Genomic DNA, 22,783 nt, shown 5'->3' on the forward strand with positions numbered 1-22,783 from the left:
CGGGTGCCCGTGACGACTCAGCGCAGGACGCTGAGCAAGCGGTCCAGCCCGCCTTCGTTGATGGCCACCATGGCCTGCGCGCGCACTGCGGGTTTGGCGTGGTAAGCCACCGATAGGCCAGCCACGCCCATCATCGGCAGGTCGTTGGCGCCATCGCCCATGGCGATGCATTGCGAGGGCTCGATGCCCAGCAGCGAGGCCACCTCCAGCAGCGTGCGGCGCTTCTCGGCGCCGTCGCAGATGTCGCCCCAGGGCTGGTCAACCATGCGGCCGGTGAGCTGGCCGCAGTTGGGGCCGCTCTCCACTTCGAGCACGTTGGCGCGCGTGAAGTCGATGCCCAGCGTCTGGCGCACGCGCTCGCTGAAGAAGGTGAAACCGCCCGAAACCAGCAGCACCTTCATGCCCGCGGCCTTGCAGGCCGTGATGAGCTCGGCCGCGCCGGGGTTGATGCGCAGGCGCTCGGTGTAGACCTGCTCCATGTCGGCCACCGTCACGCCGCGCAACAGGGCCACGCGCTGGCGCAGGCTGTCCTTGTAGTCGGCGATCTCGCCGCGCATGGCCGCTTCGGTGATGGCGGCCACCTCGGTTTTCTTGCCCACGGCGTCGGCAATTTCGTCCACACATTCAATGCTGATGAGCGTGGAGTCCATGTCGAAAGCAATCAGCTTGAAGTCGCTGAGCTTGAGCGGTGGCGCGAAGCCTTGAACGGTGAGGCCGGGGGCGAATTCGGTGGCGGTGGTCATGGTCATGGTCTGGGTGGGCTTCGACAGGCTCAGCCCGAACGGTCAAACAGTTTCAGGATTCTTGTGGGGCTGACCGAGCGAGCGCAGCACGTCGCGCACCAGCTGCACGCGGTCTTTGACCTCGGGCAGGGCGCGCTCGATGCGCAGCTTTTCGTTGCCAGCGAGCTTGATGTGGCGGTTCTTCTGGATCAGTTCGATGATGCGCATCGAATCAAACGGCGGGTTGGGGCGGAAAGTGATCTGCACCACGCCCGGCGCTGCGTCGACCTTCACCACGCCGTAGGGCGCACTCAGCACCCGCAGGCGGTGCACGTCCACCAGCGTCTGAGCCTGCGGTGGCAGTTTGCCGAAGCGGTCCACGATCTCTTCGAGCAGCCCGTCCACCTGATCGGTGGTCTGCGCGGTGGCGAGCTTCTTGTAGAACGACAGGCGCAGGTGCACATCGCCGCAGTAGTCGCTGGGCAGCAGCGCTGGCGCATGCAGGTTGATGTCGGTCGTGACCGAGAGCGGCGAGAGCAGGTCGGGTTCACGCCCGGCTTTGAGGGAGCGCACGGCTTCGCTCAGCATCTCGTTGTAGAGCTGGAATCCCACCTCCAGCATGTTGCCGCTCTGGTTCTCGCCCAGCACCTCGCCCGCACCGCGGATCTCCAGATCGTGCATGGCGAGGTAGAAGCCGCTGCCGAGTTCTTCCATCTGCTGGATCGCGTCCAGCCGCTGCGCAGCCTGCTTGGTCAGGCCCTCGATGTCGGGAACCATGAGGTAGGCATAGGCCTGGTGGTGGCTGCGGCCCACGCGCCCGCGCAACTGGTGCAGCTGCGCCAGGCCGAACTTGTCGGCGCGCGCCATCACGATGGTGTTGGCCGTGGGCACGTCGATGCCGGTTTCGATGATGGTGGAGCACAGCAACACGTTGAAGCGCTGCGCCACAAAGTCGCGCATCACGCGTTCCAGTTCGCGCTCGGGCATCTGGCCGTGGGCGATGGCAATGCGCGCCTCGGGCAATATTTCTTCGAGCTTCTGCCGGCGGTTTTCGATGGTCTCAACCTCGTTGTGCAGAAAGTACACCTGACCGCCGCGCTTGAGTTCGCGCAACACGGCTTCGCGGATCACGCCGTTGCCCTCGTTGCGCACAAAGGTCTTGATCGCCAGGCGGCGCTGCGGCGCGGTGGCGATCACGCTGAGATCGCGCAGGCCTTCGAGCGCCATGCCCAGCGTGCGCGGGATCGGCGTGGCGGTGAGCGTGAGCACGTCGACCTCGGCGCGCAGCGCCTTCATCTGCTCCTTGTGGCGCACGCCGAAGCGGTGTTCCTCGTCGATGATGAGCAGGCCCAGGTCCTTGAACTTCACGCTCTCGCTCAGCAGCTTGTGCGTGCCGACCACGATGTCCACCGAGCCATCCGCCAGGCCCTTGGCAGCGGCGGTGATTTCTTTCGCGGAGCGGAAACGGCTCATCTCGGCGATCTTCACCGGCCACTTGGCGAAGCGGTCCACCAGCGTCTGGTAATGCTGCTCGGCGAGCAATGTGGTGGGCGCGAGCAGCGCCACCTGGCGTCCGCCGGTCACGGCCACAAAGGCGGCACGCAACGCCACCTCGGTCTTGCCGAAGCCCACATCGCCACACACCAGCCGGTCCATCGGGCGCGGGCTGATCATGTCTTGAATGACGGCGTGGATGGCCGCGCGCTGGTCGGCGGTTTCCTCGAAGCCGAAGTCGTTGGCGAACACCTCGTAGTCTTGCGCCGAGTAGCGGAAGGCGTGGCCCTGGCGCGCGGCGCGGCGGGCGTAGATGTTGAGCAGCTCGGCCGCGGCATCGCGCACCTGCTCGGCGGCCCTGCGCTTGGCCTTCTCCCACTGACCGCTGCCCAGGCGGTGCAGGGGCGCCTCGTCGGCGCTCACGCCGGTGTAGCGCCCGATCAGTTGCAGCTGGCTCACCGGCACGTAGAGCACCGCCTTGTCGGCGTATTCGAGGTGCAGGAACTCCATCAGCGCGGGCGTGCCGTCGGCGTTCTTCTCACCCATGTCCAGGTTGATCAGGCCGCGGTAGCGCCCGATGCCGTGCGCGATGTGCACCACCGGGTCGCCCAGGTTGAGCTCGGAGAGGTCCTTGATCAGCGCGTCAACGTCGCTGACCTGTTCCTGCTTCTTGCGCCGGCGGGTGGTCGGGCTGGCGGCGAAGAGCTCGGTCTCGGTGACGAAGTCGATGCCGTCTTCCAGCCATGAAAAACCGGTCGAGAGCGCGGCGGTGGCAATGCCGAGTTTTTCGCTGCTGGTCTGAAACTCCAGCAGCGAATCGAAGGCTGGCGGGTTGACGCCGCTGGCGCGCAAGAAGTCGAGCAGGCTCTCGCGCCGGCCGTCGCTCTCGGCCAGCAGCAGCACGCGCTGCGCGGTGTTGCGGATGTGGCCTTGCAGGCGCGAGAGCGGGTCTTCGGCGCCACGCACCACCGAGAGGTCGCCCAGCTTTTGCGCGAAGGCGCTGTGCTCCTGCTCGGCCTGCACCGGGCGCACAGAAAGCTGCGCGTGCTCGTTGGCCCGCGCATAAAACTGCTCCACGCTCAGGAACAGCGAATCGGGCGGCAGCACCGGGCGCTCGGGGTCGCCGTGCACCAGGCGGTAGCGGTCTTTGGTGTCCTGCCAGAAGCGCTGAAACGCGGGCTCCAGGTCGCCGTGCAAAACGACAGTCGCTTCTGCGCCGAGGTAGTCGAACACCGTGGCCGTGTCGTCAAAGAACAGCGGCAGGTAGTACTCGATGCCGGCGGTGGCCACGCCGTTGCCCATGTCCTTGTAGATGCGGCTTTTGGTCGGGTCGCCATCGAGCAGTTCGCGCCAGCGGCTGCGGAATTTCGCGCGCGCGCCGTCGTCCATGGGGAATTCGCGCCCGGGCAGCAGCCGCACCTCGGGCACCGGGTACAGGCTGCGCTGGCTGTCGGGATCGAAGGTGCGGATGCTGTCGATCTCGTCGTCGAACAGGTCCACGCGGTAGGGAACCAGGCTGCCCATGGGGAAGAGGTCGATCAACCCGCCGCGCACCGCGTACTCGCCCGGGCTCACCACCTGGGTCACGTGCTGGTAGCCCGCCAGCGTGAGCTGGCTTTTCAGGCGCGCTTCGTCCAGCTTCTGTTTGACCTTGAACTGGAAGGTGTAGCCGGCGAGAAACGCCGGCGGCGCCACGCGGTACAGCGCGGTGGTGGCGGGCACCAGCACCACGTCGGCGCCGGTGTCCTTGTCGCGCTGCGAGATTCTCCAGAGGGTGGCGAGGCGCTCGCTGATCAGGTCCTGGTGCGGCGAGAAGGTGTCGTAGGGCAGGGTTTCCCAGTCGGGAAACAGCGCACAGCGCAACTCGGGCGCGAAGAACGCCATTTCGTCGATGAGGCGCTGCGCGTCGTTGGCGTCCGACGTGATGATGGCCGTGAGCCGGCCTGCGGCCTTGTCGCGCGCGGCGAGCTTGGCCAGCAACAGCGCGTCGGCCGAGCCGCCGGGGTGGGGCAGGGTGAAGCGTTTGCCGGGGGTGAGTTTGGGGAGATCCATGACGGGCGGTGTTTCCATGACGAACACCCCCGGTCCAGGCGAACAGGGGGTGTGTGAGCCGTGATTTTAGAATGCAGCCACCCATGCCCGATGCCGTCCACGAATTGACCCCCCACCCTTCTCAAGAGGTCGGCATCCGCTGCCACGCCTTGCTGCCCTGCGCCGGCACCGGCTCGCGGGCCGGCACCGAGATTCCCAAGCAGTACCAGCCCATCCTCGGCTTGCCGATGGTGTTGCACACCTTGATGGCCTTGCGCTCGGTGTCGCGCCTGGAACGGATTGTGGTGGTGGCCGCTCCCGGTGACGATTTCTGGACCACGGGTTACCCCGGCGTCGAGGCGCTGCGCTGCGGCGGCAGCACGCGGGCCCAGAGCGTGTTCAACGGATTGCAGACCTTGCTGGACGAAGGCACGGATCCGACCGACTGGGTGTTGGTTCACGACGCTGCGCGCTGCCTCGTCACCGCATCCCTGGTCGATGCGCTGATCGACGCCTGCCAGCACGATCCCGTGGGAGGCCTGCTCGCCATTCCCTTGCCCGACACCCTCAAGGCCGAGGCCGATGGGCGGGTGACTGCCACGGTGGACCGCTCGGGCAAGTGGCTCGCGCAAACGCCCCAGATGTTTCGCCTGGGCGCGCTGCACGCTGCGCTGGCCGCCACCGCAGCGCAGGGCTTTGCCGGTGTCACCGACGAGGCCAGCGCCATGGAGATGGCCGGGCACCGCCCGCTGCTGGTGCAAGGCAGCGCGCGCAACTTCAAGATCACCTACCCCGACGACTTCGCCCTGGCCGAAGCCATCTTCAGGAGCCGCGCATGAACACCGCCCCCCCGTTTCGCATCGGCGAGGGCTGGGACGTGCACGCGCTCGTGCCCGGTCGCAAGCTCATCATCGGTGGCGTGCACGTCCCGCACACGCAAGGCCTGCTGGGGCATTCCGATGCCGACGTGCTGCTGCACGCCATCACCGACGCCTTGCTGGGTGCGGCTGCGCTGGGCGACATTGGCCGCCACTTTCCCGACACCGACGAGCGCTTCAAGGGCGCGGATTCCAGCGTGCTGTTGAAAGAGGCCGCACGCCGCGTGCGCGAGGCGGGTTTCGAGATCGGCAACGTGGACAGCACGGTGATTGCCCAGGCGCCCAAACTGGCACCACACATCCCGGCGATGGTGGACGCCATCGCGCGCACGCTGGGTCTGGCGGTGGGTCAGGTCAACGTGAAAGCGAAGACCGCCGAGAAGATCGGTCCGGTGGGGCAGGGCCTGTCCATTGAGGCGCGGGCCGTGGCAATGCTCTTCGTGCGGGCCTGAGCACCGACGGCATCAGGCGGGAGCGCGCTGCAGTTTGAGGTGGGCCGAGAGGCCTCCGGTGCTGCTGTTGGCCAGTGCGAAGCGGCCGCCCATGCGGGCGATGGCGCGGTCCACGATGGCCAGTCCCAGGCCCGTGCCGGTGGCCGAGGTGCGCGAGACATCGCCCCGGAAAAACGGTTGTGTCAGTTGCTCCAGGATCTCCGGGTCCACGCCTTGTCCATGGTCGCGCAGCTTGATCAACACCCAGTCGTCCTTGGGCTTGGCGGCAATCTCCACCCGCACCACGCCGGTGTTGGGGTCGCGCCCGTAGCGGCAGGCGTTCTCCAGCAGGTTGGCAAACACGCGCTGCAACTCCACCGCGTCGCCCATCACCACCGTGTCCGGCGGGATGCTGGTGGTGAACACGTTGCGTTCGTCGTCACCCAGCGCAAACACGGCCGCGTCGACCACCTGGTTCAGGCTCACCCGCTCGGGCTTGATGTGGTCGGGGCGGGCGTAGTCGAGGAACTTGTCGATGATTGAATTGACCTGTTCGATGTCCGCCGCCATGTGCTCGCGCGCGTCGGGATCGGCCACACTCATCTCGGTCTCCAGGCGCAGCCGCGAGAGCGGTGTGCGCAGGTCGTGGGAGATACCCGCGAGCATGAGGGCGCGGTCCTGCTCGATCTTGGAGAGTCGCTGCGCCATGCGGTTGAAGCCGATGTTGACCTCGCGGATCTCGCTGGTGGCCACGGTTTCGTTGAGCTGGCTGGCGTTGAAGTCACCTTCGCGCACCCGGCTGGCCGCGAACGACAACTTCTTGAGCGGTCGGTTGATCAGGCGGGCGATCAGCGCCGCGCCGGTGAGCGAGAGCAGGGCGGCGGTGCCCAGCCAGATCAACCAGGTGGTGCCCGCCACGGGGCCGATGCGCGAGGGGTCGGTGAGCAACCAGTACGGGTCGCCGTCGATGTTGAAGCCAATCCACAGACCCGGTGTGCCATTGACCTCACGCGCCACCAGGGTGCCGGGCCCGAGGCGTCCGCTCAGACGCTCGGCCACGTTGCGGCTGAGCACATCTGTGTTGTAGAGGCGGTAGGTGTCGTTGGGCTCGCGTGGCGCGATGCGCAGGCCTTCTTCATCGGCCAGTGTCTTGATGAGTGAGACACGGGCGATCGAATCCGAATGCACCAGGGCCGCGCGACTCAGGTTGACGAGCGAGGCCAGCTGGTTCGCGCTCTGCAGGGCGCGGGGCTCGTACTCCAGCGCGCGAAAGGTCTGCAACCAGGCCACGATGCAGCCCACCAGCAGCAGGGCCAGAAAGAAGAAGGTGCGCCAGAACAGGCTGAAGCCCCGACTGGGCCGCAGCTCCAGCGGGGCGGGTGCGGTCTCCAGTGAGGTGGGCTGGGTCTCGAACGGAACCCGCGACTCGTCGTGCATCAGGCGTTGCCGTCCGGCACAAACACGTAGCCCACACCCCAGACCGTCTGCAGGTAACGCGGCGACGCGGCGTCTTCCTCGATCAGCTTGCGCAGTCGGGAAACCTGCACGTCCAGGCTGCGGTCAAAGGGCTCGAACTCGCGTCCGCGGGCCAGCTGGGCCAACTTTTCGCGCGACAGCGGCTGGCGCGGATGGCGCACCAATGCCTTGAGCATGGCGAATTCGCCGGTGGTCAGCGGCAGGTCGGCGCCTTCCTTGCGCAGCGTGCGAAGGCTCAGGTCGAATTCGAACGGACCAAAGTTCACGACTTCCTGGTCCTGTGAGGGCGCACCGGGCACCTCGGTGGGAGGGCGGCGGCGCAGCACGGCGTGGATGCGCGCCAGCAGCTCGCGGGGATTGAACGGTTTGCCGAGGTAGTCGTCGGCGCCGACTTCCAGGCCGACGATGCGGTCGACATCTTCACTTTTGGCGGTGAGCATGATGATCGGGGTGCGGTCGCCGTTGGCGCGCAGGCGGCGGCAGATGGACAAGCCGTCTTCGCCCGGCATCATGAGATCGAGCACGATCAGATCCACCGAATCGCGCTGCAGAACCCGGTTGAGCGACTTGCCGTCTTCGGCCAGCATGACCTCAAATCCCTCCTGCATGAGATAGCGGCGCAGCAGGTCGCGGATGCGGACATCGTCATCGACCACCAGGATCTTGTTGGGGCGTGCGTTGGTTTGTGGCATGTAGGCAACTTCCTGAATATGTAACAAACTCGATTGTGGCAGCGCCAAGTGCTTGTCAGCACTGGATTTTTATTTTCCTGACATGCTGTTACAGATGTTGCCCGCACGCTCGAACCGTTCACGGCGCGCACATCCCACAATGACCGGATTGTTGATACTCGAGCGGACCATGAAAACGCATTTGCCCTTGGGCTTGATCATGTTGACACTGGGTTTGGCACATGCCGGACCGGGTGATCAGCGCACCCATCCGATGCCGTCCAACGCATCGGTGATGGTGATGCCCATTTCGGTGGATGAGGGTGAGCCTCGCAACGTCATGCGCCTGCGAGACGTGCTCAAGCAACCCTTTGACGACATGGAGGACAACGCCAAGCCGTATCGCTTGTCCGTTGAAGAGCGTCAACGACTGCGCGAACAGCTTCGCGGCCAGTCGCCTCATGAACACAGATTCAAACCATGACCTTGTCAGCACCGCGCGCCATTCAACTTCCCCGATTCCGCTCCTTCCTTCTCTCCTCGCTCATTGCCCTTGGCTCACTGGCGCAAGCCCAGGTTGTTCAGCCTCCACCCCTCAACGTCGTCAACCTCTCGGCCAGCGGCTTCCTCGAAGCGCCGCAAGACTGGCTGAGCATGAGCCTGAGCACCACGCGCGAGGGACCTGACGCGGTCACCGTGCAGAACCAGCTCAAGGCGGCGCTCGAAGCCGCTTTGGCGGTGGCCCGCGCCAGCGCTCAACCCCAGCAGCTGGAGGTGCGCACCGGCCAGTTCAGCCTGTACCCGCGCTACACCGACAAGGGCAAGATCAGTGGCTGGCAAGGCAGCACCGAGCTCGTGCTCGAAGGCCGCGACTTCGCCCGCATCAGCACCACCGCCGGCAAGATCCAGACACTCACCATGAGCAACATGGGCTTCTCGCTCTCGCGTGAAGCGCGGTTGAAGCTGGAGTCCGACGTGCAGGCGATGGCCATCGAGCGTTTCAAGTCGAAGGCGGGTGAGGTGGCCAAGGGCTTCGGTTTCGCTGGCTACAGCCTGCGCGAAGTGGCAGTGAGCTCGGCCGACCAGGAAGGTCGCCCGTTCCAGCCGCGTGCGATGGCCATGGAAGCCAAGGCCGCCATGTCGGATGCGGCGGTGCCCGTGGAGCCGGGCAAGTCCACGGTCAACGTGACCGTGTCTGGCTCGGTCCAGCTGCGCTGATTGGCCACCCGCTGCGCCATGCAAAAGGCCCGCTTGAAGCGGGCCTTTTGCATGTGGGCGGAGCAGGCTATTGGGCCGTCCAGCCGCCGTCCATGTTCCAGGCCACGCCGCGCACGTTGTTGCCCGCTGGGGAGCAGAAAAACACAGCCAGTTCACCCAGTTCGTCGGGCGTGGTGAACTGCATGGAAGGCTCCTTTTCGCCCAGCAGCACCTTCTTGGCTTCTTCGTTGGAAATGCCCAGCGCGGCGGCTTTGGCGTCCACCTGTCTCTGCACCAGCGGGGTGAGCACCCAGCCCGGGCAGATGGCGTTGCAGGTCACGCCGCTGGTGGCGTTTTCCAGGGCCGTCACCTTGGTGAGTCCCACAACACCGTGTTTGGCCGCCACATAAGCCGATTTCTCAGCCGAACCGACCAGCCCATGCACCGAGGCCACGTTGATGATGCGACCCCAGTTGGCCTTTTGCATCGCCGGCAGGGCCAGGCGGCTGGCATGAAAGGCGCTGGTGAGGTTGATCGCGATGATGGCGTCCCAGCGCTCGACGGGAAAGTCCTCAATGCGCGCCACGTGCTGGATGCCGGCGTTGTTCACCAGGATGTCGACCTGCCCGAACGTGGCGGCGGCAAAAGCCATCATGGCTTCGATCTCGGAAGCCTTGCTCATGTCCGCCCCGTGGTACGCCACCTTTGCGCCCAGTGCGGCGATTTCGGCCTTGGGACCTTCGGCATCACCAAACCCGTTGAGCACGATGTTGGCTCCCTGGCGCGCCAGCGCCTTGGCAATGCCCAGGCCGATGCCACTGGTGGAGCCGGTGACGAGGGCGGTCTTGTTGGAAAGCATGTGAAATCCCCACTTCCATTACGATTGTTGAACGGTGTCAGCTTCATTATCACGGACACCTCCGCCTCTCAATCTCTTCGCATCATGCAAGTACCCCAACTCCAGCATCTCACCGTGGGCGGCGCGGCCGCGACGACGGGGGCACCGCGCCGCCTGGCTTACTGGGACTGGTCCTGTCAGGCCGCTGAACACCGCAGTGTCGTGATCTGCGCGCACGGCCTGTCGCGCCAGGGCCTGGACTTCGATACGCTGGCCCAGACGCTGCGCCAACGCTCACGCGTGATTGCCGTCGACGTGGCCGGTCGCGGCCACAGCGACTGGCTGGCCGATCCCATGGGGTACCAGATTCCCACCTACGCGGCCGACATGGTGGCGCTCGTGACGCAGTTGCGCACCGATGCGCCCGACCTCCAGATCGACTGGATCGGCACCAGCATGGGCGGCCTCATCGGCATGGCGCTGGCGGCCCAGCCTCAGATGGCGCTGCGTCGGTTGGTGCTCAATGATGTGGGGCCCGTGATCCAGTGGGACGCGCTGCTGCGCATCGGCACCTACCTCGGCCTGAACCCCTCGTTTGACAGTGAGCAGGCCGCCGTGGCTTACCTGGCCTCCATCTCGGCCGGCTTCGGTCCCCACACGGCCGAGCAATGGCTGGCACTTTCACGTCCATTGCTGCGCGAGCGCGAAGGGCGCTGGTGGTTGCACTACGACCCAGCGATCGCGGTGCCGTTCAGGGCCATGACAGCCTCGAACGATGCGGCGGCCGCCCAGCAGATCGTGCGGGCGGGGGAAGCCGCCCTCTGGGGGCTGTACGACGCGATCCAGGCCCCCACCTTGCTCCTGCGCGGTGAGCAATCCGATCTGCTCAGGCCTGAGACAGCGGAGCAAATGACGCAGCGTGGGCCCAAGGCCTCCCTGATCACCTTCAGCGGCGTGGGCCATGCGCCCACGCTGGTGGCCGAAGACCAGGTGGCGACCGTGCGGGATTTCCTGTGGTCGATCTGACGGGTCCATGGACATGAAGCGATCTTCTTCCACGGGGCAAGCCGAAGCAGCCGAGGGGCCTTCGGTCGTGCCGTCGGCGATCGTGGCGGCCACCGCCGACAGCCTGCCGCACCAGGCGCAGGCTTTGCAACGAGCCCGGGCATTTGCCGAGCCACTGCTGTCTCAAGAAGAGCTCGACACTGGCGAGAACATCCTGGCGCATGCAGATGCTGTGGCGAATGTGCTGTCCGACATCGGTGGCTCCGAGGCCATGCAGGCTGCTGCCTACCTGGTTTATGCCTGCCAATACCTGAACCGGCCTCAGGAAGTGATCACCAAGGCTTTCGGCGAAAACTTTGCCGCACTCGCCCTGGAAACCACCAAGCTGGTGCAGCTGCAACGGCAGGCGCGCATCAAGACCGCCGAGGTGCAGGCCAAGAAGGAAGAAGAACGTCTGGCCGCGCTGGACCTCACGGCGGCAGCGCAAAACAAAGGACCCGTGTCTGAGTTGGCGGCCAGCCAGACCGAAAACGTGCGCAAGATGCTGCTGGCGTTCTCGCGTGACCTGCGTGTGGTCATGCTGCGCTTGGCGTCTCGCCTGCAGACGCTGCGCTACTTCGCCGCGAGCAAGGGCGATCCGGGTCAGGCGCTCGCCAGCGAATCGCTGCACGTGTTTGCACCCCTGGCCAACCGGTTGGGCATCTGGCAGATCAAGTGGGAAATGGAAGACCTTGCGTTCCGTTTTCTGGAGCCGCAAACCTACAAGAACGTGGCCCGGCTGCTGGACGAGAAGCGTGCCGAGCGCGAAGCCCACGTTGAGCAGGTGCGTCAACAACTTGAAAACGATCTGCAGCAACAAGGCGTTTCGGCCTCGGTGCAGGGGCGACCCAAGCACATCTACAGCATCGTCAAGAAGATGCGCGGCAAGTCGCTCGACTTTGATCAGGTGTTCGACATCCGCGCGCTGCGTGTGATCGTGCCGCAGGTGGACGACTGCTACGCCGTGCTGGCGCATGTGCATGCCCAGTTTGTGCCGGTGGCTGACGAGTTCGACGACTACATCGCCAAGCCCAAACCCAACGGCTACCAGTCGTTGCACACCGTGGTGCGCGACGCTCAAGGTCGAGCGTTCGAGATCCAGATCCGGACGCAGGCGATGCACGACCACGCCGAGCACGGTGTGGCCGCGCACTGGGCCTACAAGGAAGCCGGCTCCAAGGGCTACGCGGGTGTGTCGGCCAGCTCCGACTACGACGCCAAGATCGCCGTGTTGCGCCAGCTGCTGGCGTGGGAGCGCGACCTCAGTGGGGCAGCCCAGGGGCTGTTCGATGATCGAATCTACGTGCTCACGCCAGACGCTGCCATCGTCGAACTGCCCCAGGGTGCGACCGCGGTGGACTTCGCCTACACGGTGCACACCAGTTTGGGTCATCGCTGCCGTGGCGCCCGTGTGGACGGGGCCATGGTCACCCTCAACACGCCGCTGCAGAACGGCCAGACCGTGGAGATCACGGCGGCCAAGGAGGGTGGACCATCGCGTGACTGGCTCAACGCGGAGTTGGGCTATCTGGTCAGCCACCGCGCCAAGAGCAAGGTTCGGGCGTGGTTCAACGCGCAGGCCATGGAAGAGACGGTGGCGCGTGGGCGCGAGGCGGTGGAAAAGCTGCTGCAGCGCGAGGGCAAGACCGCCCTGAAGTTCGACGATCTCGCCGTGGCCATGGGACTGGTGTCGGCGCAGGAATTGTTCGAGCAGGTGGGCAAGGACGAGCTCTCTCTGCGCGCCATCGAACTCCATTTGCGCCCGCCCGAAGTGGCCCCGCCGGACGACATGCCCGTGTGGCTCAAGAAGCCACGCAAGAACTCCGGCGCATCGGCAGGGGGCGTGCTGGTTGTTGGCGTGGATTCGCTCATGACCCAGCTGGCCAAGTGCTGCAAACCCGCGCCGCCCGACGAGATCGGTGGGTTCGTCACCCGTGGCAAGGGGGTGAGCATCCACCGCGCCGACTGCACCGACTTTGCGCACCTGCAGCGCAAAAGCCCGGACCGCGTGATCGAGGTGCAGTGGGGCGGCCAGGCTGGTGCTGGTCGGGACGGACAGGCCGCGGTGTACCCGGTGGACGTGGGCATCGAGGCGCAAGACCGGCAGGGCTTGCTGCGCGATATTTCGGATGTGTTTGCTCGCGAGAAGATGAACGTCATCGGGGTGCAGACGCAGTCGGTGCGTGGCGTGGCGTGGATGACTTTCACCATCGAAGTGGCCGATGCGCGGCAGGTGGCCAGGGCCATGGCGGTGGTGGGCGATGTGCCTGGCGTGCGTGTGGTTCGTCGTCGCTGAAAAGGGGCCTCGCAGTGCTGCTATACTTCGCAGCTTCGAATCGTTTGTAGGCGCGTAGCTCAGCTGGTTAGAGCACCACCTTGACATGGTGGGGGTCGTTGGTTCGAGTCCAATCGCGCCTACCAAACCTTTCCCGGATGCAAGGCATCCAGCAACCAAGCCCGGCCCTGAGTCGGGCTTTTTTGTGGCCGCTTCGGTTTGTTCTCCGGAAAAGCGTGGAGATCGTTAGCATGCACAGGGAAAACCCATGCTGCGGGGGCGTTCAAGCGTTTCTAGAATGGCTCAGGAACCCCTGGCTCTATCCGGTGGTTCATTCCCTTCTTCCAGAAAGATCCATCAGTGCAAAAAAACAAGGCCGAGGGTGGTAGTCCGCCCGCTGTGCGCGTCATCAAGAAGTACCCGAACCGGCGTCTGTACGACACCGATACGTCGTCGTACATCACGCTGGCCGAGGTCAAGACGCTCGTGATGGACAACGAACCCTTCGTGGTTCGTGACGCCAAGACCAACGACGACCTCACGCGCAGCATCCTGCTGCAGATCATCCTGGAGGAGGAAACTGCGGGCGTGCCCATCTTCACCGAGCAGGTGTTGGCCAACATCATTCGCTTCTACGGCCATGCCATGCAGGATTTCATGGGCGCCTACCTCGAGAAGAACGTGCAGATCTTCATGGACCTGCAGCACAAGATGACGGAGCAATCCAGCGGCGCGAATCCCGAGGCCTGGAAACAGTTCATGAACGTGCAGTCGCCCATGATGCAAGGGATGATGGGGACCTATCTGGAGCAGTCGCGCAGCGCGTTCACCCAGATGCAGGAGCAGATGCAGAAGAACAGCGAGCAGATGCTCGCAGCGCTGGGGCTCAAACGCTGAGACCTGAATCTGCGTCTTCGGTGCAGGTCTGAGACAATCGGGCGATGTCTGAAACGCTTGTCCCGGTCGCCCATGCGGCCCCCAAAGTCGGATTTGTCAGCCTGGGTTGCCCCAAGGCGTTGACCGACTCCGAACTCATCCTCACGCAACTCAGCGCCGAGGGTTACCAAACTTCCAAGACGTTTGCCGGTGCCGACCTGGTGATCGTCAACACCTGCGGCTTCATCGACGATGCCGTGCGCGAGAGTCTGGACACCATTGGCGAAGCCCTTGCCGAGAACGGCAAGGTCATCGTCACCGGCTGCCTGGGCGCTCGCGAAGGCGAGGGCGGTGGCAACCTGGTGCGCCAGATGCACCCCAGCGTGCTGGCCGTGACCGGCCCGCATGCCACGCACGAGGTGATGACCGCGGTGCACCAGCACCTGCCCAAGCCACACGACCCCTTCGTGGATCTGGTACCACCCCAAGGCATCAAGCTCACGCCGCGCCACTACGCATATCTGAAGATCAGCGAAGGCTGCAACCACCGCTGCACCTTCTGCATCATTCCGTCGATGCGTGGTGATCTGGTGAGCCGTCCGATCGGCGATGTGCTGACGGAAGCGCGCAAGTTGTTTGAATCCGGCGTCAAGGAGCTGCTGGTGGTCAGTCAGGACACCTCGGCCTATGGCGTGGATGTGAAGTACCGCACCGGCTTTTGGGACGGCAAGCCGGTGAAGACGCGCATGTTCGATCTGGTTCGCTCGCTGGGTGAGCTGGCCAGGGGTTACGGTGCCTGGGTGCGTTTGCACTATGTGTACCCGTACCCACACGTGGACGAGATCATTCCGCTGATGGCCGAAGGTCTGTGTCTGCCGTACCTTGATGTGCCGCTGCAGCACAGCCATCCAGATGTGTTGCGCCGCATGAAGCGGCCAGCCAGCGGCGAAAAAAACCTCGAGCGCATTGCGCGCTGGCGCGAACTGTGCCCCGAGATCGTGGTGCGCAGCACCTTCATCGCGGGCTTCCCGGGCGAGACCGAAGCCGAGTTCGATCACCTGCTCGATTTCCTGCGTGAGGCGCGCATTGACCGTGCGGGTTGTTTTGCCTACTCGCCCGTGACGGGTGCCGTTGCCAACGAATTGTCCGATGCTGTGCCCGACGCCTTGCGCGAAGAGCGCCGCGCGCGCTTCATGGCGGTGGCTGAAGCCGTGTCGGCCGACAAGCTGCAGCAGCGTGTGGGTGCGACCATGCAGGTGTTGGTGGACTCGGCGCCGGGCATGGGCAAGAAGGGCGGCATCGGTCGGAGCTATGCAGATGCGCCCGAGATCGATGGGTTGGTGCGCTTGCTTCCACCCGAGAAGATCAGCAAGACCTTGAAGGTGGGCGAGTTCACCAAGGCGCGGGTTGTCGCGGCGCAGGGACACGACCTGTTGGCGGTCCCGATTTGATGGCGGTTGCCTGTCACTTGGTGGCCCCAAGCGGCGTGGCAACGGCCCAGCAGCGCGTGCTTCGAATTTCGGAGCGCTTGATCAGCGCGTCAGCAGGCGGTCATCCGCTTGTTTGCGTTGAGACAAAAGAAAAAGGCTTGCAAACATCACGTTTGCAAGCCTTTATGATTGGTGCCCAGGAGAGGACTCGAACCTCCACGCCTCTCAGCGCTAGTACCTGAAACTAGTGCGTCTACCAATTCCGCCACCTGGGCATTTCAGGAAAAACACAATTATAGCAGAGAAAAAGTGAACGAAAAAAACAGCCTGTTGGCCGAATATGAAGGTGTCGTCTCCGGTCATCGGGACGGCCATGGTTTTGTGATCCGCGACGATGGTCAGGCCGATATATACCTGCCTTCCAACGAGATGCGGGCGGTGTTGCACAAGGACCGGGTCAAGGCCCGCATCGTGCGCTTGGACCGCAAGGGCCGGCCCGAGGGACGCGTGACGGAAATCGTCGAACGCTCCGACTCCCCCATCATCGGTCGCCTGCTGCAAGAGAGCGGTGTGTGGCTGGTGGCGCCCGAAGACAAACGCTATGGGCAGGACGTGTTGATCCCCAAAGGCGCCACCGGTTCGGCCAAGCCGGGCCAGGTGGTGGTGGTGCAACTCACTGAGCCACCTGCGCTGTATGGGCAGCCGGTGGGACGGGTGAAGGAAGTGCTGGGCGAGATCGATGACCCCGGCATGGAGATCGAGATTGCGGTGCGCAAGTACGGCGTTCCGCACGAGTTCTCGGACGCCGCCATGGCGCAGGCCCGTGCGCTGCCGGACCACGTGCGCGCCTCTGATCACAAAGACCGTGTTGATCTGCGAGATGTGCCCCTGGTCACCATCGATGGTGAAGATGCGCGCGACTTCGACGATGCGGTGTACTGCGAGCCGGCCAAGGTCGGCAAGGGCAAAGGCTGGCGTTTGCTGGTGGCGATTGCCGATGTGAGCAACTATGTGCAGACCGGCTCGGCCATCGATGTGGATGCCTACGACCGCGCGACCTCGGTGTATTTTCCGCGCCGCGTGATTCCGATGCTGCCGGAAAAGCTCTCCAATGGCTTGTGCTCGCTGAATCCGGGCGTGGAGCGGCTGTGCATGGTGTGTGACATGCTGGTCAACGCCAAGGGCGAGGTGCACGCATACCAGTTCTATCCTGCGGTGATGTTCAGCCACGCGCGCTTCACCTACACCGAAGTCGCCGCCATTCTGCAGAACACGCGTGGCCCCGAGGCGAGTCAGCGCAAGGCGCTCGTCCCTTATCTGCTCAACCTGCACGACGTGTACCGCGCGCTGCTGGCGGCGCGCGGCGAGCGCGGTGCGGTGGATTTCGAGACCACGGAGACGCAGATCGTCTGCGATGAGTCGGGCCGCATCGAGAAGATCATTCCGCGCACCCGCAACGACGCCCACAAGGTGATTGAAGAGGCGATGCTGGCTGCCAACGTCTGCTCGGCCGATTTCATCAGCGAGGGCAAACACACCGGCCTGTTCCGCGTGCACGAAGGCCCCACGCCCGAGAAGCAGGAGATCCTGCGCAACTACCTCAAGGCCATGGGCGTGTCGCAGACCATTGGCGACAACCCCAAGCCGGCCGACTTTCAGAAGATCGCGGCCGCGACAAAAGACAGGCCCGAGTCCCAGCAGATCCACACCATGCTGCTGCGCTCCATGCAGCAGGCCATCTACACGCCGATCAACAGCGGCCACTTCGGTCTGGCGTTCGAGGCCTACACGCACTTCACCAGTCCGATCCGCCGCTACCCGGACTTGCTGGTGCACCGCGTGATCAAGGCGATCCTGGCGCGCAAGCGTTACGAACTGCCGGCTCTGCCCACGCCGGGTGAGGCCCATGCCAAACTGAGCAAACGCCTGGCCAGCCGCGCCAAGCCATTGGCGGTGGGCGAGGTGGTGAAGAAGCCTTCGGTTGATACGCTGGCCTGGCAAGCAGCCGGCCTGCACTGCAGCGCGAACGAGCGCCGCGCCGACGAGGCCAGCCGCGACGTGGAAGCCTGGCTCAAATGCAAGTACATGCGCGAGCACCTGGGCGAGGAGTTCAGCGGGGTTGTGAGTTCGGTCACCAGCTTCGGCCTGTTTGTCACGCTCGACGCCATGTACGTCGAAGGCCTTGTGCACATCACCGAGCTCGGTGGCGAGTACTTCCGCTTCGACGAAGCTCGGCAGGAGTTGCGTGGCGAGCGAACAGGTATCCGCTATGCACTGGGCACCCGTGTGCAGGTGCAGGTGAGCCGGGTGGACCTGGATGGTCGTCGCATTGATTTCCGCCTCGTGAGTGGCGACGACGATCTGGTGCTGCGGGCCATGCGCGACAAGACGGGTCAAGCGGGCCCGGCGGACGGCCCAGCGGGAGCTGGGCGTGGCGGCAAACCCCACCGGGGTCGCAGTTCTGAGGGCGCGCCCTCGGGTCGTCAGGAACGTGCGCCACGCGCTCCGACGATGGAGGTGAAGGCGGCTGTCAAGAAGGCCGCTGGCAAGAAGTCGGACCGGGGTGGCGCGCGCAGCACCGCCAACCAGCCTCGCAAGAGCCGCCGCTGAAGGGTTTGCACGCCGTGAGCGCCGAGCCCCGGAAGACGCCCGCCAGGTCCGCTGCGCTGGAAGCCCCCTCCACCAGCCGTGCGCGGTCTCGGCCGGTGAAGATCGCCGACTCCAGGGTCCCGCCGATGCCCACCGAGCGGCCACTGCGCATTGGCGTGTCGGCGCGGCTGCTGTACCAGGTGCCCTCGGAGCTGGGGTTTCGCAACAAGAACCTGCAATACATCGAACAGTCGCTGGCGCACTGGATCATGGAGCATGGGGCCATTGCCTTCATGGTGCCGGCAGTCGCCCACGACAGCAAACACGCTGCGCGCCACCTCAAGGTGGAGCATGTGGTGCAGGAACTTGATGCGCTGGTGTTGCAGGGTGGCGCCGATGTGGCGCCTCAGACTTACGGGCAGACGCCGATCGACCCGCGCTGGCACGGCGACGTGGTGCGGGACAGATACGAACTGGCCTTGCTCAGGACCTTTCTGGCGCAGAAGAAACCGGTGTTGGGGGTGTGCCGTGGCGCGCAGTTGCTCAACGTCGCGTTTGGCGGCACGCTGTACCAGGACATCCCCACCCAGTGCCCGGCGGCCCACGCCCACGTGGACACCGATCTGTACGACCAGCTGGAGCACGACGTGACCTTTTTGCAAGGCACGGTCCTGACCAGGCTGTACCCCAACGCCTCGCAGTTGCGCGTGACCAGCATCCACCACCAGGCGGTGGCTGAGTTGGGCAAGGGCATGGTGGTGGAGGCGGTCTCGACGCTGGACGGCATGGTGGAGGCGATCCGCTGGACCGGTGACACCTATGCTCGGGGCGTGCAGTGGCACCCGGAGTTTCACCACGGGAGGCATGCGCTGGCCGACAGTTCGCCGATCATGCTGGACTTTCTCGAAGCGTCTCGCACGGCAGCCATGGCGCGACTGGCCGCAGGCGGTGAACCCGATCCACGAGTGCCTCGCCCGCCCTTGAGGCTGGCAGGCCACTGAACTTCAATTTCCAGGCGGCCGGCAGCCTGTACCCACAACACGTCAGCAACGCATGCGCATCGTTTTCTTCCTGCTCGAAACCCTGTTCTTTTTTCTGATGGCGATGGCCTTGTTGCGCGCCTGGATGAACCACTTGCGCGTACAGATGTCGGGCCAGCCTGGTCGATTTGCCATTGCTGTAACGGATTGGCTGGTTCAGCCGATGCGCAGAGTCCTGCCGCGTGCATGGGCGCAGAGCCGCATCGATTGGGGAAGTCTTCTGTCGGCCATCGTGCTGGCATTGGCCTATGGCGGCATCTGGTTGGTGCTGGCGGCCAGCGTGTCGGAGGTGTCTGCCTCGCCTGCCACCTGGGTGGTCACCATCCTGACCATGGCCTTGCGCATTCTGGTGCGTACGCTGCTGCAAGGCCTGATGATCCTGTTGATCGGCTATGCCATCCTGTCCTGGGTGCAGCCGCATTCGCCGGTGATGGCCACGTTGGACCGACTGTGCGCGCCTTTGTTGCGCCCGATCCGCCGTGTGATTCCGCTGGTGGGTGGTGTCGACCTGTCGGTGCTGGTGCTGATCATCTTGTTGCAGGTCGGATTGATGATCCTGGGCTGATAGCCCGTTCCCGCGTCAGACGATGGGTCTGGCGCGCTGGGCCAGTTCACCCGCCATCAGTGATGTGCGCTGTGCGACTTGCTGACCGTCATTCCAATGGTCCGCCAGCCAGCCGTGCTGGAACACGGCGCTGACCACCCGATCCAGCGCGGTCGCGGTCGACGAGACCGGTTGCGCCAGGGCACTGCCGATCATGCCCGCCAGCACATCGCCGGTGCCTGCCGTTGCCAGGGCGGCATTGCCGGTGGAGTTGATGCGGGGGATCCCGGTCGGCGCGGCGATCACCGTGCCCGACCCTTTGAGCACGCAGATGGCGCCGAACCGTGTGGCGATCTTGTGGGCCGCTTGGAGGCGGTCTGACATGATCAGGGCGGTGTGGGTGCCGAGCAGCCGCGCAGCTTCAAGGGGATGCGGTGTGAGCACGGTGATCCAGCCACGTCCCTGGCGGTGCGTCAGTTGTGCTTGCAGGCTGGTGTCCTGTGCAACGGCGTTGAGCGCATCGGCGTCCAACACCAGCGTGGCGGCCTGGGACAGCACCCGCGGCAGCATGGCGGCCACCAAAGCGCCACCCCCACAACCACAGACCACGCTGGCCCGCCGTAGCAATGGGGTGTCCAGCAGGGTTTGTGGCCGGCGAAACATGACTTCGGGGCACACGGGGTCCCAGGTGGTTTCGTTCAGAGAGCCTGCCTCCAGCAGGCCGACGAACACCCTTCCCGCGCCAGCGTGCAACGCCGCGCGCGCTGCCAGCACCGCTGCACCGGTCATGCCCGCACCGGTTGTGGCCACGCCCTGGCCGCCGACCACCACCACATCGCCAAAGCTGCCTTTGTGGCTCCCGTGCGGCATGGTCACTTTTGCGTTGGCATGTGTTGCCTGACCAGACAACCAGGCCGTCACGGGCACGTCGGCGGCAGGCGTCGCGCCCAGATCGTCGAACCAGACTTGCCCCGCCGCGTCCCGACCTTGCCCGGTGAACAGACCCGGCTTCAAGCTCAGCAGCGACAGGGTGTGGCGCGGCCCGGCCTGCGTGGCGGCGGCGCTTTCGCTCGTGTCATGCTCGGTCCCGGCCAGCGCACCAGTGTCAGCATGCAGTCCGCTTGGCAGGTCAACACAGAGCACCGGCTTGGCGCTGGTCCGCAGCATGGCCAGCCAGGTGGCGAGCGTGCCCGTCAATGGCCGGATGGCACCAATACCCAGCAACGCGTCGATGGCCAAGTCGGCGTCGTCTGGCGGGCCGGTCTGAAACGTGACGCCCGCTGCCTGCGCGCTGGCCAATGCCTGGCGCGCGTCAGGGGGCAGTCGCGAAAGGGCATCACCTTCGGCTACCGCATGCGTGACCACGACCCGGAGGGCGCTGCCCGACTTCTGCGCCCACGTGTGCAGATGTGTGGCCGCCACCAAGCCGTCGCCCCCGTTGTTGCCCGGGCCACAAGCCACCCAGATGCAACGGGCATGCGGCGCCAGTGCCTGCGCCAGTCGTGCCACCGCCAGACCCGCCCGCGCCATCAGGGTATGGTGTGGCAGGGCGGCCTGGGCGGCCTGCTCGATGGAGCGCGTGGCCGCCGTGTCAAAGAGAGGCTCAAGTCGATCGGCGTTGATGATTCGCATGGGCCCCAGTCTGGCTCAAAGTCCGTACCGTTGGGGCGAACAGGCGGCCATATCGATATCTGGTGAGCGTCCGTCGATGCGATCGGCCAGCGCCCTGGCGGCACCACAAGCCACGGACCACCCAGCTTGTCCGTGGCCCAGATTCAGCCAGACACCGGGCAGCCGACTCGCGCCGAGCAGTGGCATCCCATCGGGCACGGTGGCCTGAACACCGCGCCATTCCTGCACGCTGCCGGCCGGGCCGCCCAGGCGCACAGCGCCCGGAAACCAGTCGGAGAGCACGCGGTACAGGCGTTGCAGGGATGCTTTTGACGGTGAGCCGGATTCGCGGCCCCACTCGGCTCCGCCGGCCACGCGCACGCGCTGGCCCAGACGAGCAATTGAAATGCCGTGCCTCCCATCGAGCACCGCCGACTGCGGTGCATCCATGGGCTCGCGAACCGCGGCGCTCAGCGAATGGCCGACCACCGCTTGCAGTGGCAACTTCAATCCCAGCGGTGAAAGTATGCCGACGGCGGCCACGCCGGCGCAAACCACCACCGCATCGAAGCGCTGGGCGGAGCCATTCGTGGCTTCGCCGGATGGGTGAGTCGCGGTGTGGGTGAGCGTCAGGTTCACCCCCGCATTCAGTTGGGGCTCGATGCGGCTGACGATGGTGTTGAACTCGAAGCGGCAGCCCAACCGTTGGGCCTGGGCTCTCAGCAACACGGCGAATTCCCTGCAGTTGGCCACGGCTTCTCCGCCGAGCTCAATGGCGCCGTGCAGCGGCGTCTCGGTGTTGAGCGAGGGTTCCAGCGCGCGAGCCTCGTCGGCCGATAGCAACTTGGCTGTCAGACCGAGGTCGCGCAGTTGCTGCCACGGGGCTTGAGCCGCTGCGGCCTCCGGCTCGCTGCGCAGCAGCACCAACATGCCGTGGCTGCGATCGTGTTCAAACTGGTACCGATCAGTGATCGCCTGCTGGCGCTCCTGGCTGTAACGCACCCATTGATGAACCTGCGCGTGGTTTGACAACATTTGTGGACCCTTGCCGGCACGTCGCCACTGCCACAGCCAGCTCCACTCGCCTCCGCGGGGCAGCCGCGACACCTGCAGACCAGCGCCGCTGGCGGACCAAGGCCATGCGAGTCGCCCGTGGTCGTGTGCCCAGGGCGCCGTCCAGCCAGGAGCAATGAGCGCCCCGTTGGCAAAACTGGCCTCTTCGGCCACCGTGCTGCGCCGCTCGAAGACCGTGACCTCATGGCCGTCCTGAGAAAGCTCATGCGCGCAGGCAATGCCCACGACACCAGCTCCAACGATCGCGATTTTCAAACCTGGCTCCCTGAAAACTGCATTGTGCCGTTGAGCGGCAGGCGCCATTCGATGCTCAGGGAGGTGGACAGGGTGTCAGACATGGGGAACGCACGCAAAACCCCCGGGCATGTTCTAAATGGCACGCCCGGCGAAGATGGCTGAAGGAAGGGATCGGGCTGCTATAATCGACAGGCTTTGCGGGTGACGGACAAGACAAAGGTCTTGCTGCCTCGCAAGGAAAATCGCAAACCAGCCCAACCGGGTGTTGTCTGTAGCCACCGAATCAGTCTTGATGGGGTGGCCAGCAGGTGATCGGGGCTGGATT

18 protein-coding genes and 2 tRNA genes are annotated in these 22,783 nt (G+C 65.0%); 12 read left to right on the top strand and 8 right to left on the bottom strand.

The features are described from left to right. Positions 1-17: 17 nt before the first annotated feature. Entirely contained in the window at positions 18-743 is a 726-nt protein-coding gene (serB, locus tag F9Z44_RS09675; RefSeq protein WP_159608659.1) for a phosphoserine phosphatase SerB, read from the bottom strand. Between the two features lie 42 nt (positions 744-785). Then, entirely contained in the window at positions 786-4,268 is a 3,483-nt protein-coding gene (gene mfd / locus F9Z44_RS09680) for a transcription-repair coupling factor (protein WP_159605622.1), read from the bottom strand. Positions 4,269-4,351: 83 nt separating this feature from the next. Here mfd and ispD point away from each other — a divergent pair, with 83 nt between their 5' ends. Together ispD and ispF are read left to right on the top strand one after the other, a co-directional pair. Then, positions 4,352-5,086 (top strand): 2-C-methyl-D-erythritol 4-phosphate cytidylyltransferase, encoded by a 735-nt coding sequence (ispD, locus tag F9Z44_RS09685; protein WP_159605624.1) that lies wholly within the window; start codon positions 4,352-4,354, stop codon positions 5,084-5,086. Further along, a complete protein-coding gene (gene ispF, locus F9Z44_RS09690) occupies positions 5,083-5,577 on the top strand; it encodes a 2-C-methyl-D-erythritol 2,4-cyclodiphosphate synthase (protein WP_159605626.1) in 495 nt (164 codons plus the stop codon). The genes ispD and ispF overlap by 4 nt, the downstream gene beginning before the upstream one ends. Positions 5,578-5,589: 12 nt before the next feature. Here the strand turns inward: ispF and F9Z44_RS09695 are convergent, their stop codons facing one another. Then, positions 5,590-6,993, bottom strand: a complete 1,404-nt coding sequence (locus F9Z44_RS09695; protein ID WP_159605628.1) for an ATP-binding protein — start codon at positions 6,991-6,993, stop codon at positions 5,590-5,592. Then, the gene (gene ompR, locus F9Z44_RS09700; protein ID WP_159605630.1) at positions 6,993-7,724 is read right to left on the bottom strand and encodes an osmolarity response regulator transcription factor OmpR; all 732 of its coding nucleotides are present in this window, start codon (positions 7,722-7,724) and stop codon (positions 6,993-6,995) included. The genes F9Z44_RS09695 and ompR overlap by 1 nt, the downstream gene beginning before the upstream one ends. 139 nt (positions 7,725-7,863) lie before the next feature. Here ompR and F9Z44_RS09705 point away from each other — a divergent pair, with 139 nt between their 5' ends. Both F9Z44_RS09705 and F9Z44_RS09710 read left to right on the top strand, forming a co-directional pair. Then, positions 7,864-8,187 (top strand): hypothetical protein, encoded by a 324-nt coding sequence (locus tag F9Z44_RS09705; protein ID WP_159605632.1) that lies wholly within the window; start codon positions 7,864-7,866, stop codon positions 8,185-8,187. Further along, positions 8,184-8,921: an SIMPL domain-containing protein gene (locus F9Z44_RS09710; RefSeq protein WP_159605634.1), complete on the top strand. Its 738-nt coding sequence runs from the start codon at positions 8,184-8,186 to the stop codon at positions 8,919-8,921. Before F9Z44_RS09705 ends, F9Z44_RS09710 begins: the two co-directional genes overlap by 4 nt. Before the next feature lie 67 nt (positions 8,922-8,988). Here F9Z44_RS09710 and F9Z44_RS09715 read toward each other — a convergent pair whose 3' ends face one another. Beyond that, positions 8,989-9,759 (bottom strand): 3-hydroxybutyrate dehydrogenase, encoded by a 771-nt coding sequence (locus F9Z44_RS09715; RefSeq protein WP_159605636.1) that lies wholly within the window; start codon positions 9,757-9,759, stop codon positions 8,989-8,991. Between the two features lie 84 nt (positions 9,760-9,843). On the opposite strand from F9Z44_RS09715, the gene F9Z44_RS09720 reads away from it, so the two are divergent. The 5 genes from F9Z44_RS09720 to rimO all read left to right on the top strand — a co-directional run bounded on the left by F9Z44_RS09720 (position 9,844) and on the right by rimO (position 15,384). Continuing rightward, positions 9,844-10,764 carry an alpha/beta fold hydrolase gene (locus tag F9Z44_RS09720; RefSeq protein ID WP_159605638.1) on the top strand — a complete coding sequence of 307 codons (921 nt, stop codon included), beginning with the start codon at positions 9,844-9,846 and terminating at the stop codon, positions 10,762-10,764. 13 nt (positions 10,765-10,777) lie between these two features. Next, positions 10,778-13,078, top strand: a complete 2,301-nt coding sequence (locus tag F9Z44_RS09725; RefSeq protein WP_159605641.1) for a RelA/SpoT family protein — start codon at positions 10,778-10,780, stop codon at positions 13,076-13,078. 48 nt (positions 13,079-13,126) lie between these two features. After that, positions 13,127-13,203 (top strand) — tRNA-Val (locus tag F9Z44_RS09730). Positions 13,204-13,417: 214 nt separating this feature from the next. Beyond that, the gene (phaR, locus tag F9Z44_RS09735; RefSeq protein ID WP_159605643.1) at positions 13,418-13,954 is read left to right on the top strand and encodes a polyhydroxyalkanoate synthesis repressor PhaR; all 537 of its coding nucleotides are present in this window, start codon (positions 13,418-13,420) and stop codon (positions 13,952-13,954) included. Positions 13,955-13,998: 44 nt separating this feature from the next. Beyond that, positions 13,999-15,384 (top strand): 30S ribosomal protein S12 methylthiotransferase RimO, encoded by a 1,386-nt coding sequence (gene rimO, locus F9Z44_RS09740; protein ID WP_159605645.1) that lies wholly within the window; start codon positions 13,999-14,001, stop codon positions 15,382-15,384. Positions 15,385-15,553: 169 nt separating this feature from the next. On the opposite strand, the gene F9Z44_RS09745 is transcribed toward rimO, so the two are convergent. Continuing rightward, a tRNA-Leu gene (locus tag F9Z44_RS09745) sits at positions 15,554-15,638 on the bottom strand. 34 nt (positions 15,639-15,672) lie between these two features. Between F9Z44_RS09745 and rnr the strand changes: the two genes are divergently transcribed. The 3 genes from rnr to F9Z44_RS09760 are packed head-to-tail and all read left to right on the top strand — an operon-like array spanning position 15,673 to position 19,557. After that, complete coding sequence (gene rnr / locus F9Z44_RS09750; protein WP_159605648.1) at positions 15,673-17,973, top strand: ribonuclease R; 2,301 nt, start codon at positions 15,673-15,675, stop codon at positions 17,971-17,973. Positions 17,974-17,987: 14 nt separating this feature from the next. Next, positions 17,988-18,953 (top strand): gamma-glutamyl-gamma-aminobutyrate hydrolase family protein, encoded by a 966-nt coding sequence (locus F9Z44_RS09755; protein ID WP_236574314.1) that lies wholly within the window; start codon positions 17,988-17,990, stop codon positions 18,951-18,953. 52 nt (positions 18,954-19,005) lie between these two features. Next, on the top strand, positions 19,006-19,557 hold the full coding sequence (locus tag F9Z44_RS09760; RefSeq protein WP_159605650.1) for a YggT family protein: 552 nt from the start codon (positions 19,006-19,008) through the stop codon (positions 19,555-19,557). 15 nt (positions 19,558-19,572) lie between these two features. Here F9Z44_RS09760 and F9Z44_RS09765 read toward each other — a convergent pair whose 3' ends face one another. Beyond that, complete coding sequence (locus F9Z44_RS09765) at positions 19,573-21,168, bottom strand: NAD(P)H-hydrate dehydratase (protein WP_159605652.1); 1,596 nt, start codon at positions 21,166-21,168, stop codon at positions 19,573-19,575. A gap of 15 nt (positions 21,169-21,183) precedes the next feature. Then, complete coding sequence (locus F9Z44_RS09770; RefSeq protein WP_159605654.1) at positions 21,184-22,476, bottom strand: FAD-dependent oxidoreductase; 1,293 nt, start codon at positions 22,474-22,476, stop codon at positions 21,184-21,186. Positions 22,477-22,783 lie beyond the last annotated feature (307 nt).

The sequence above is a fragment of the Hydrogenophaga sp. PBL-H3 genome (assembly GCF_010104355.1).
In the GTDB taxonomy this organism is placed as follows: domain Bacteria; phylum Pseudomonadota; class Gammaproteobacteria; order Burkholderiales; family Burkholderiaceae_C; genus Hydrogenophaga.

Bases quoted from the DNA above. Each gene is read 5' to 3' on its own strand.
- F9Z44_RS09725 (WP_159605641.1), top strand. From the start codon at position 10,778: ATGAAGCGATCTTCTTCCACGGGGCAAGCCGAAGCAGCCGAGGGGCCT.
- ompR (WP_159605630.1), bottom strand. From the start codon at position 7,724: ATGCCACAAACCAACGCACGCCCCAACAAGATCCTGGTGGTCGATGAC.
- F9Z44_RS09705 (WP_159605632.1), top strand. From the start codon at position 7,864: ATGACCGGATTGTTGATACTCGAGCGGACCATGAAAACGCATTTGCCC.
- ispF (WP_159605626.1), top strand. From the start codon at position 5,083: ATGAACACCGCCCCCCCGTTTCGCATCGGCGAGGGCTGGGACGTGCAC.
- serB (WP_159608659.1), bottom strand. From the start codon at position 743: ATGACCACCGCCACCGAATTCGCCCCCGGCCTCACCGTTCAAGGCTTC.
- F9Z44_RS09710 (WP_159605634.1), top strand. From the start codon at position 8,184: ATGACCTTGTCAGCACCGCGCGCCATTCAACTTCCCCGATTCCGCTCC.
- F9Z44_RS09760 (WP_159605650.1), top strand. From the start codon at position 19,006: ATGCGCATCGTTTTCTTCCTGCTCGAAACCCTGTTCTTTTTTCTGATG.
- F9Z44_RS09695 (WP_159605628.1), bottom strand. From the start codon at position 6,993: ATGCACGACGAGTCGCGGGTTCCGTTCGAGACCCAGCCCACCTCACTG.
- rimO (WP_159605645.1), top strand. From the start codon at position 13,999: ATGTCTGAAACGCTTGTCCCGGTCGCCCATGCGGCCCCCAAAGTCGGA.
- mfd (WP_159605622.1), bottom strand. From the start codon at position 4,268: ATGGATCTCCCCAAACTCACCCCCGGCAAACGCTTCACCCTGCCCCAC.
- F9Z44_RS09765 (WP_159605652.1), bottom strand. From the start codon at position 21,168: ATGCGAATCATCAACGCCGATCGACTTGAGCCTCTCTTTGACACGGCG.
- F9Z44_RS09720 (WP_159605638.1), top strand. From the start codon at position 9,844: ATGCAAGTACCCCAACTCCAGCATCTCACCGTGGGCGGCGCGGCCGCG.
- F9Z44_RS09715 (WP_159605636.1), bottom strand. From the start codon at position 9,759: ATGCTTTCCAACAAGACCGCCCTCGTCACCGGCTCCACCAGTGGCATC.
- ispD (WP_159605624.1), top strand. From the start codon at position 4,352: ATGCCCGATGCCGTCCACGAATTGACCCCCCACCCTTCTCAAGAGGTC.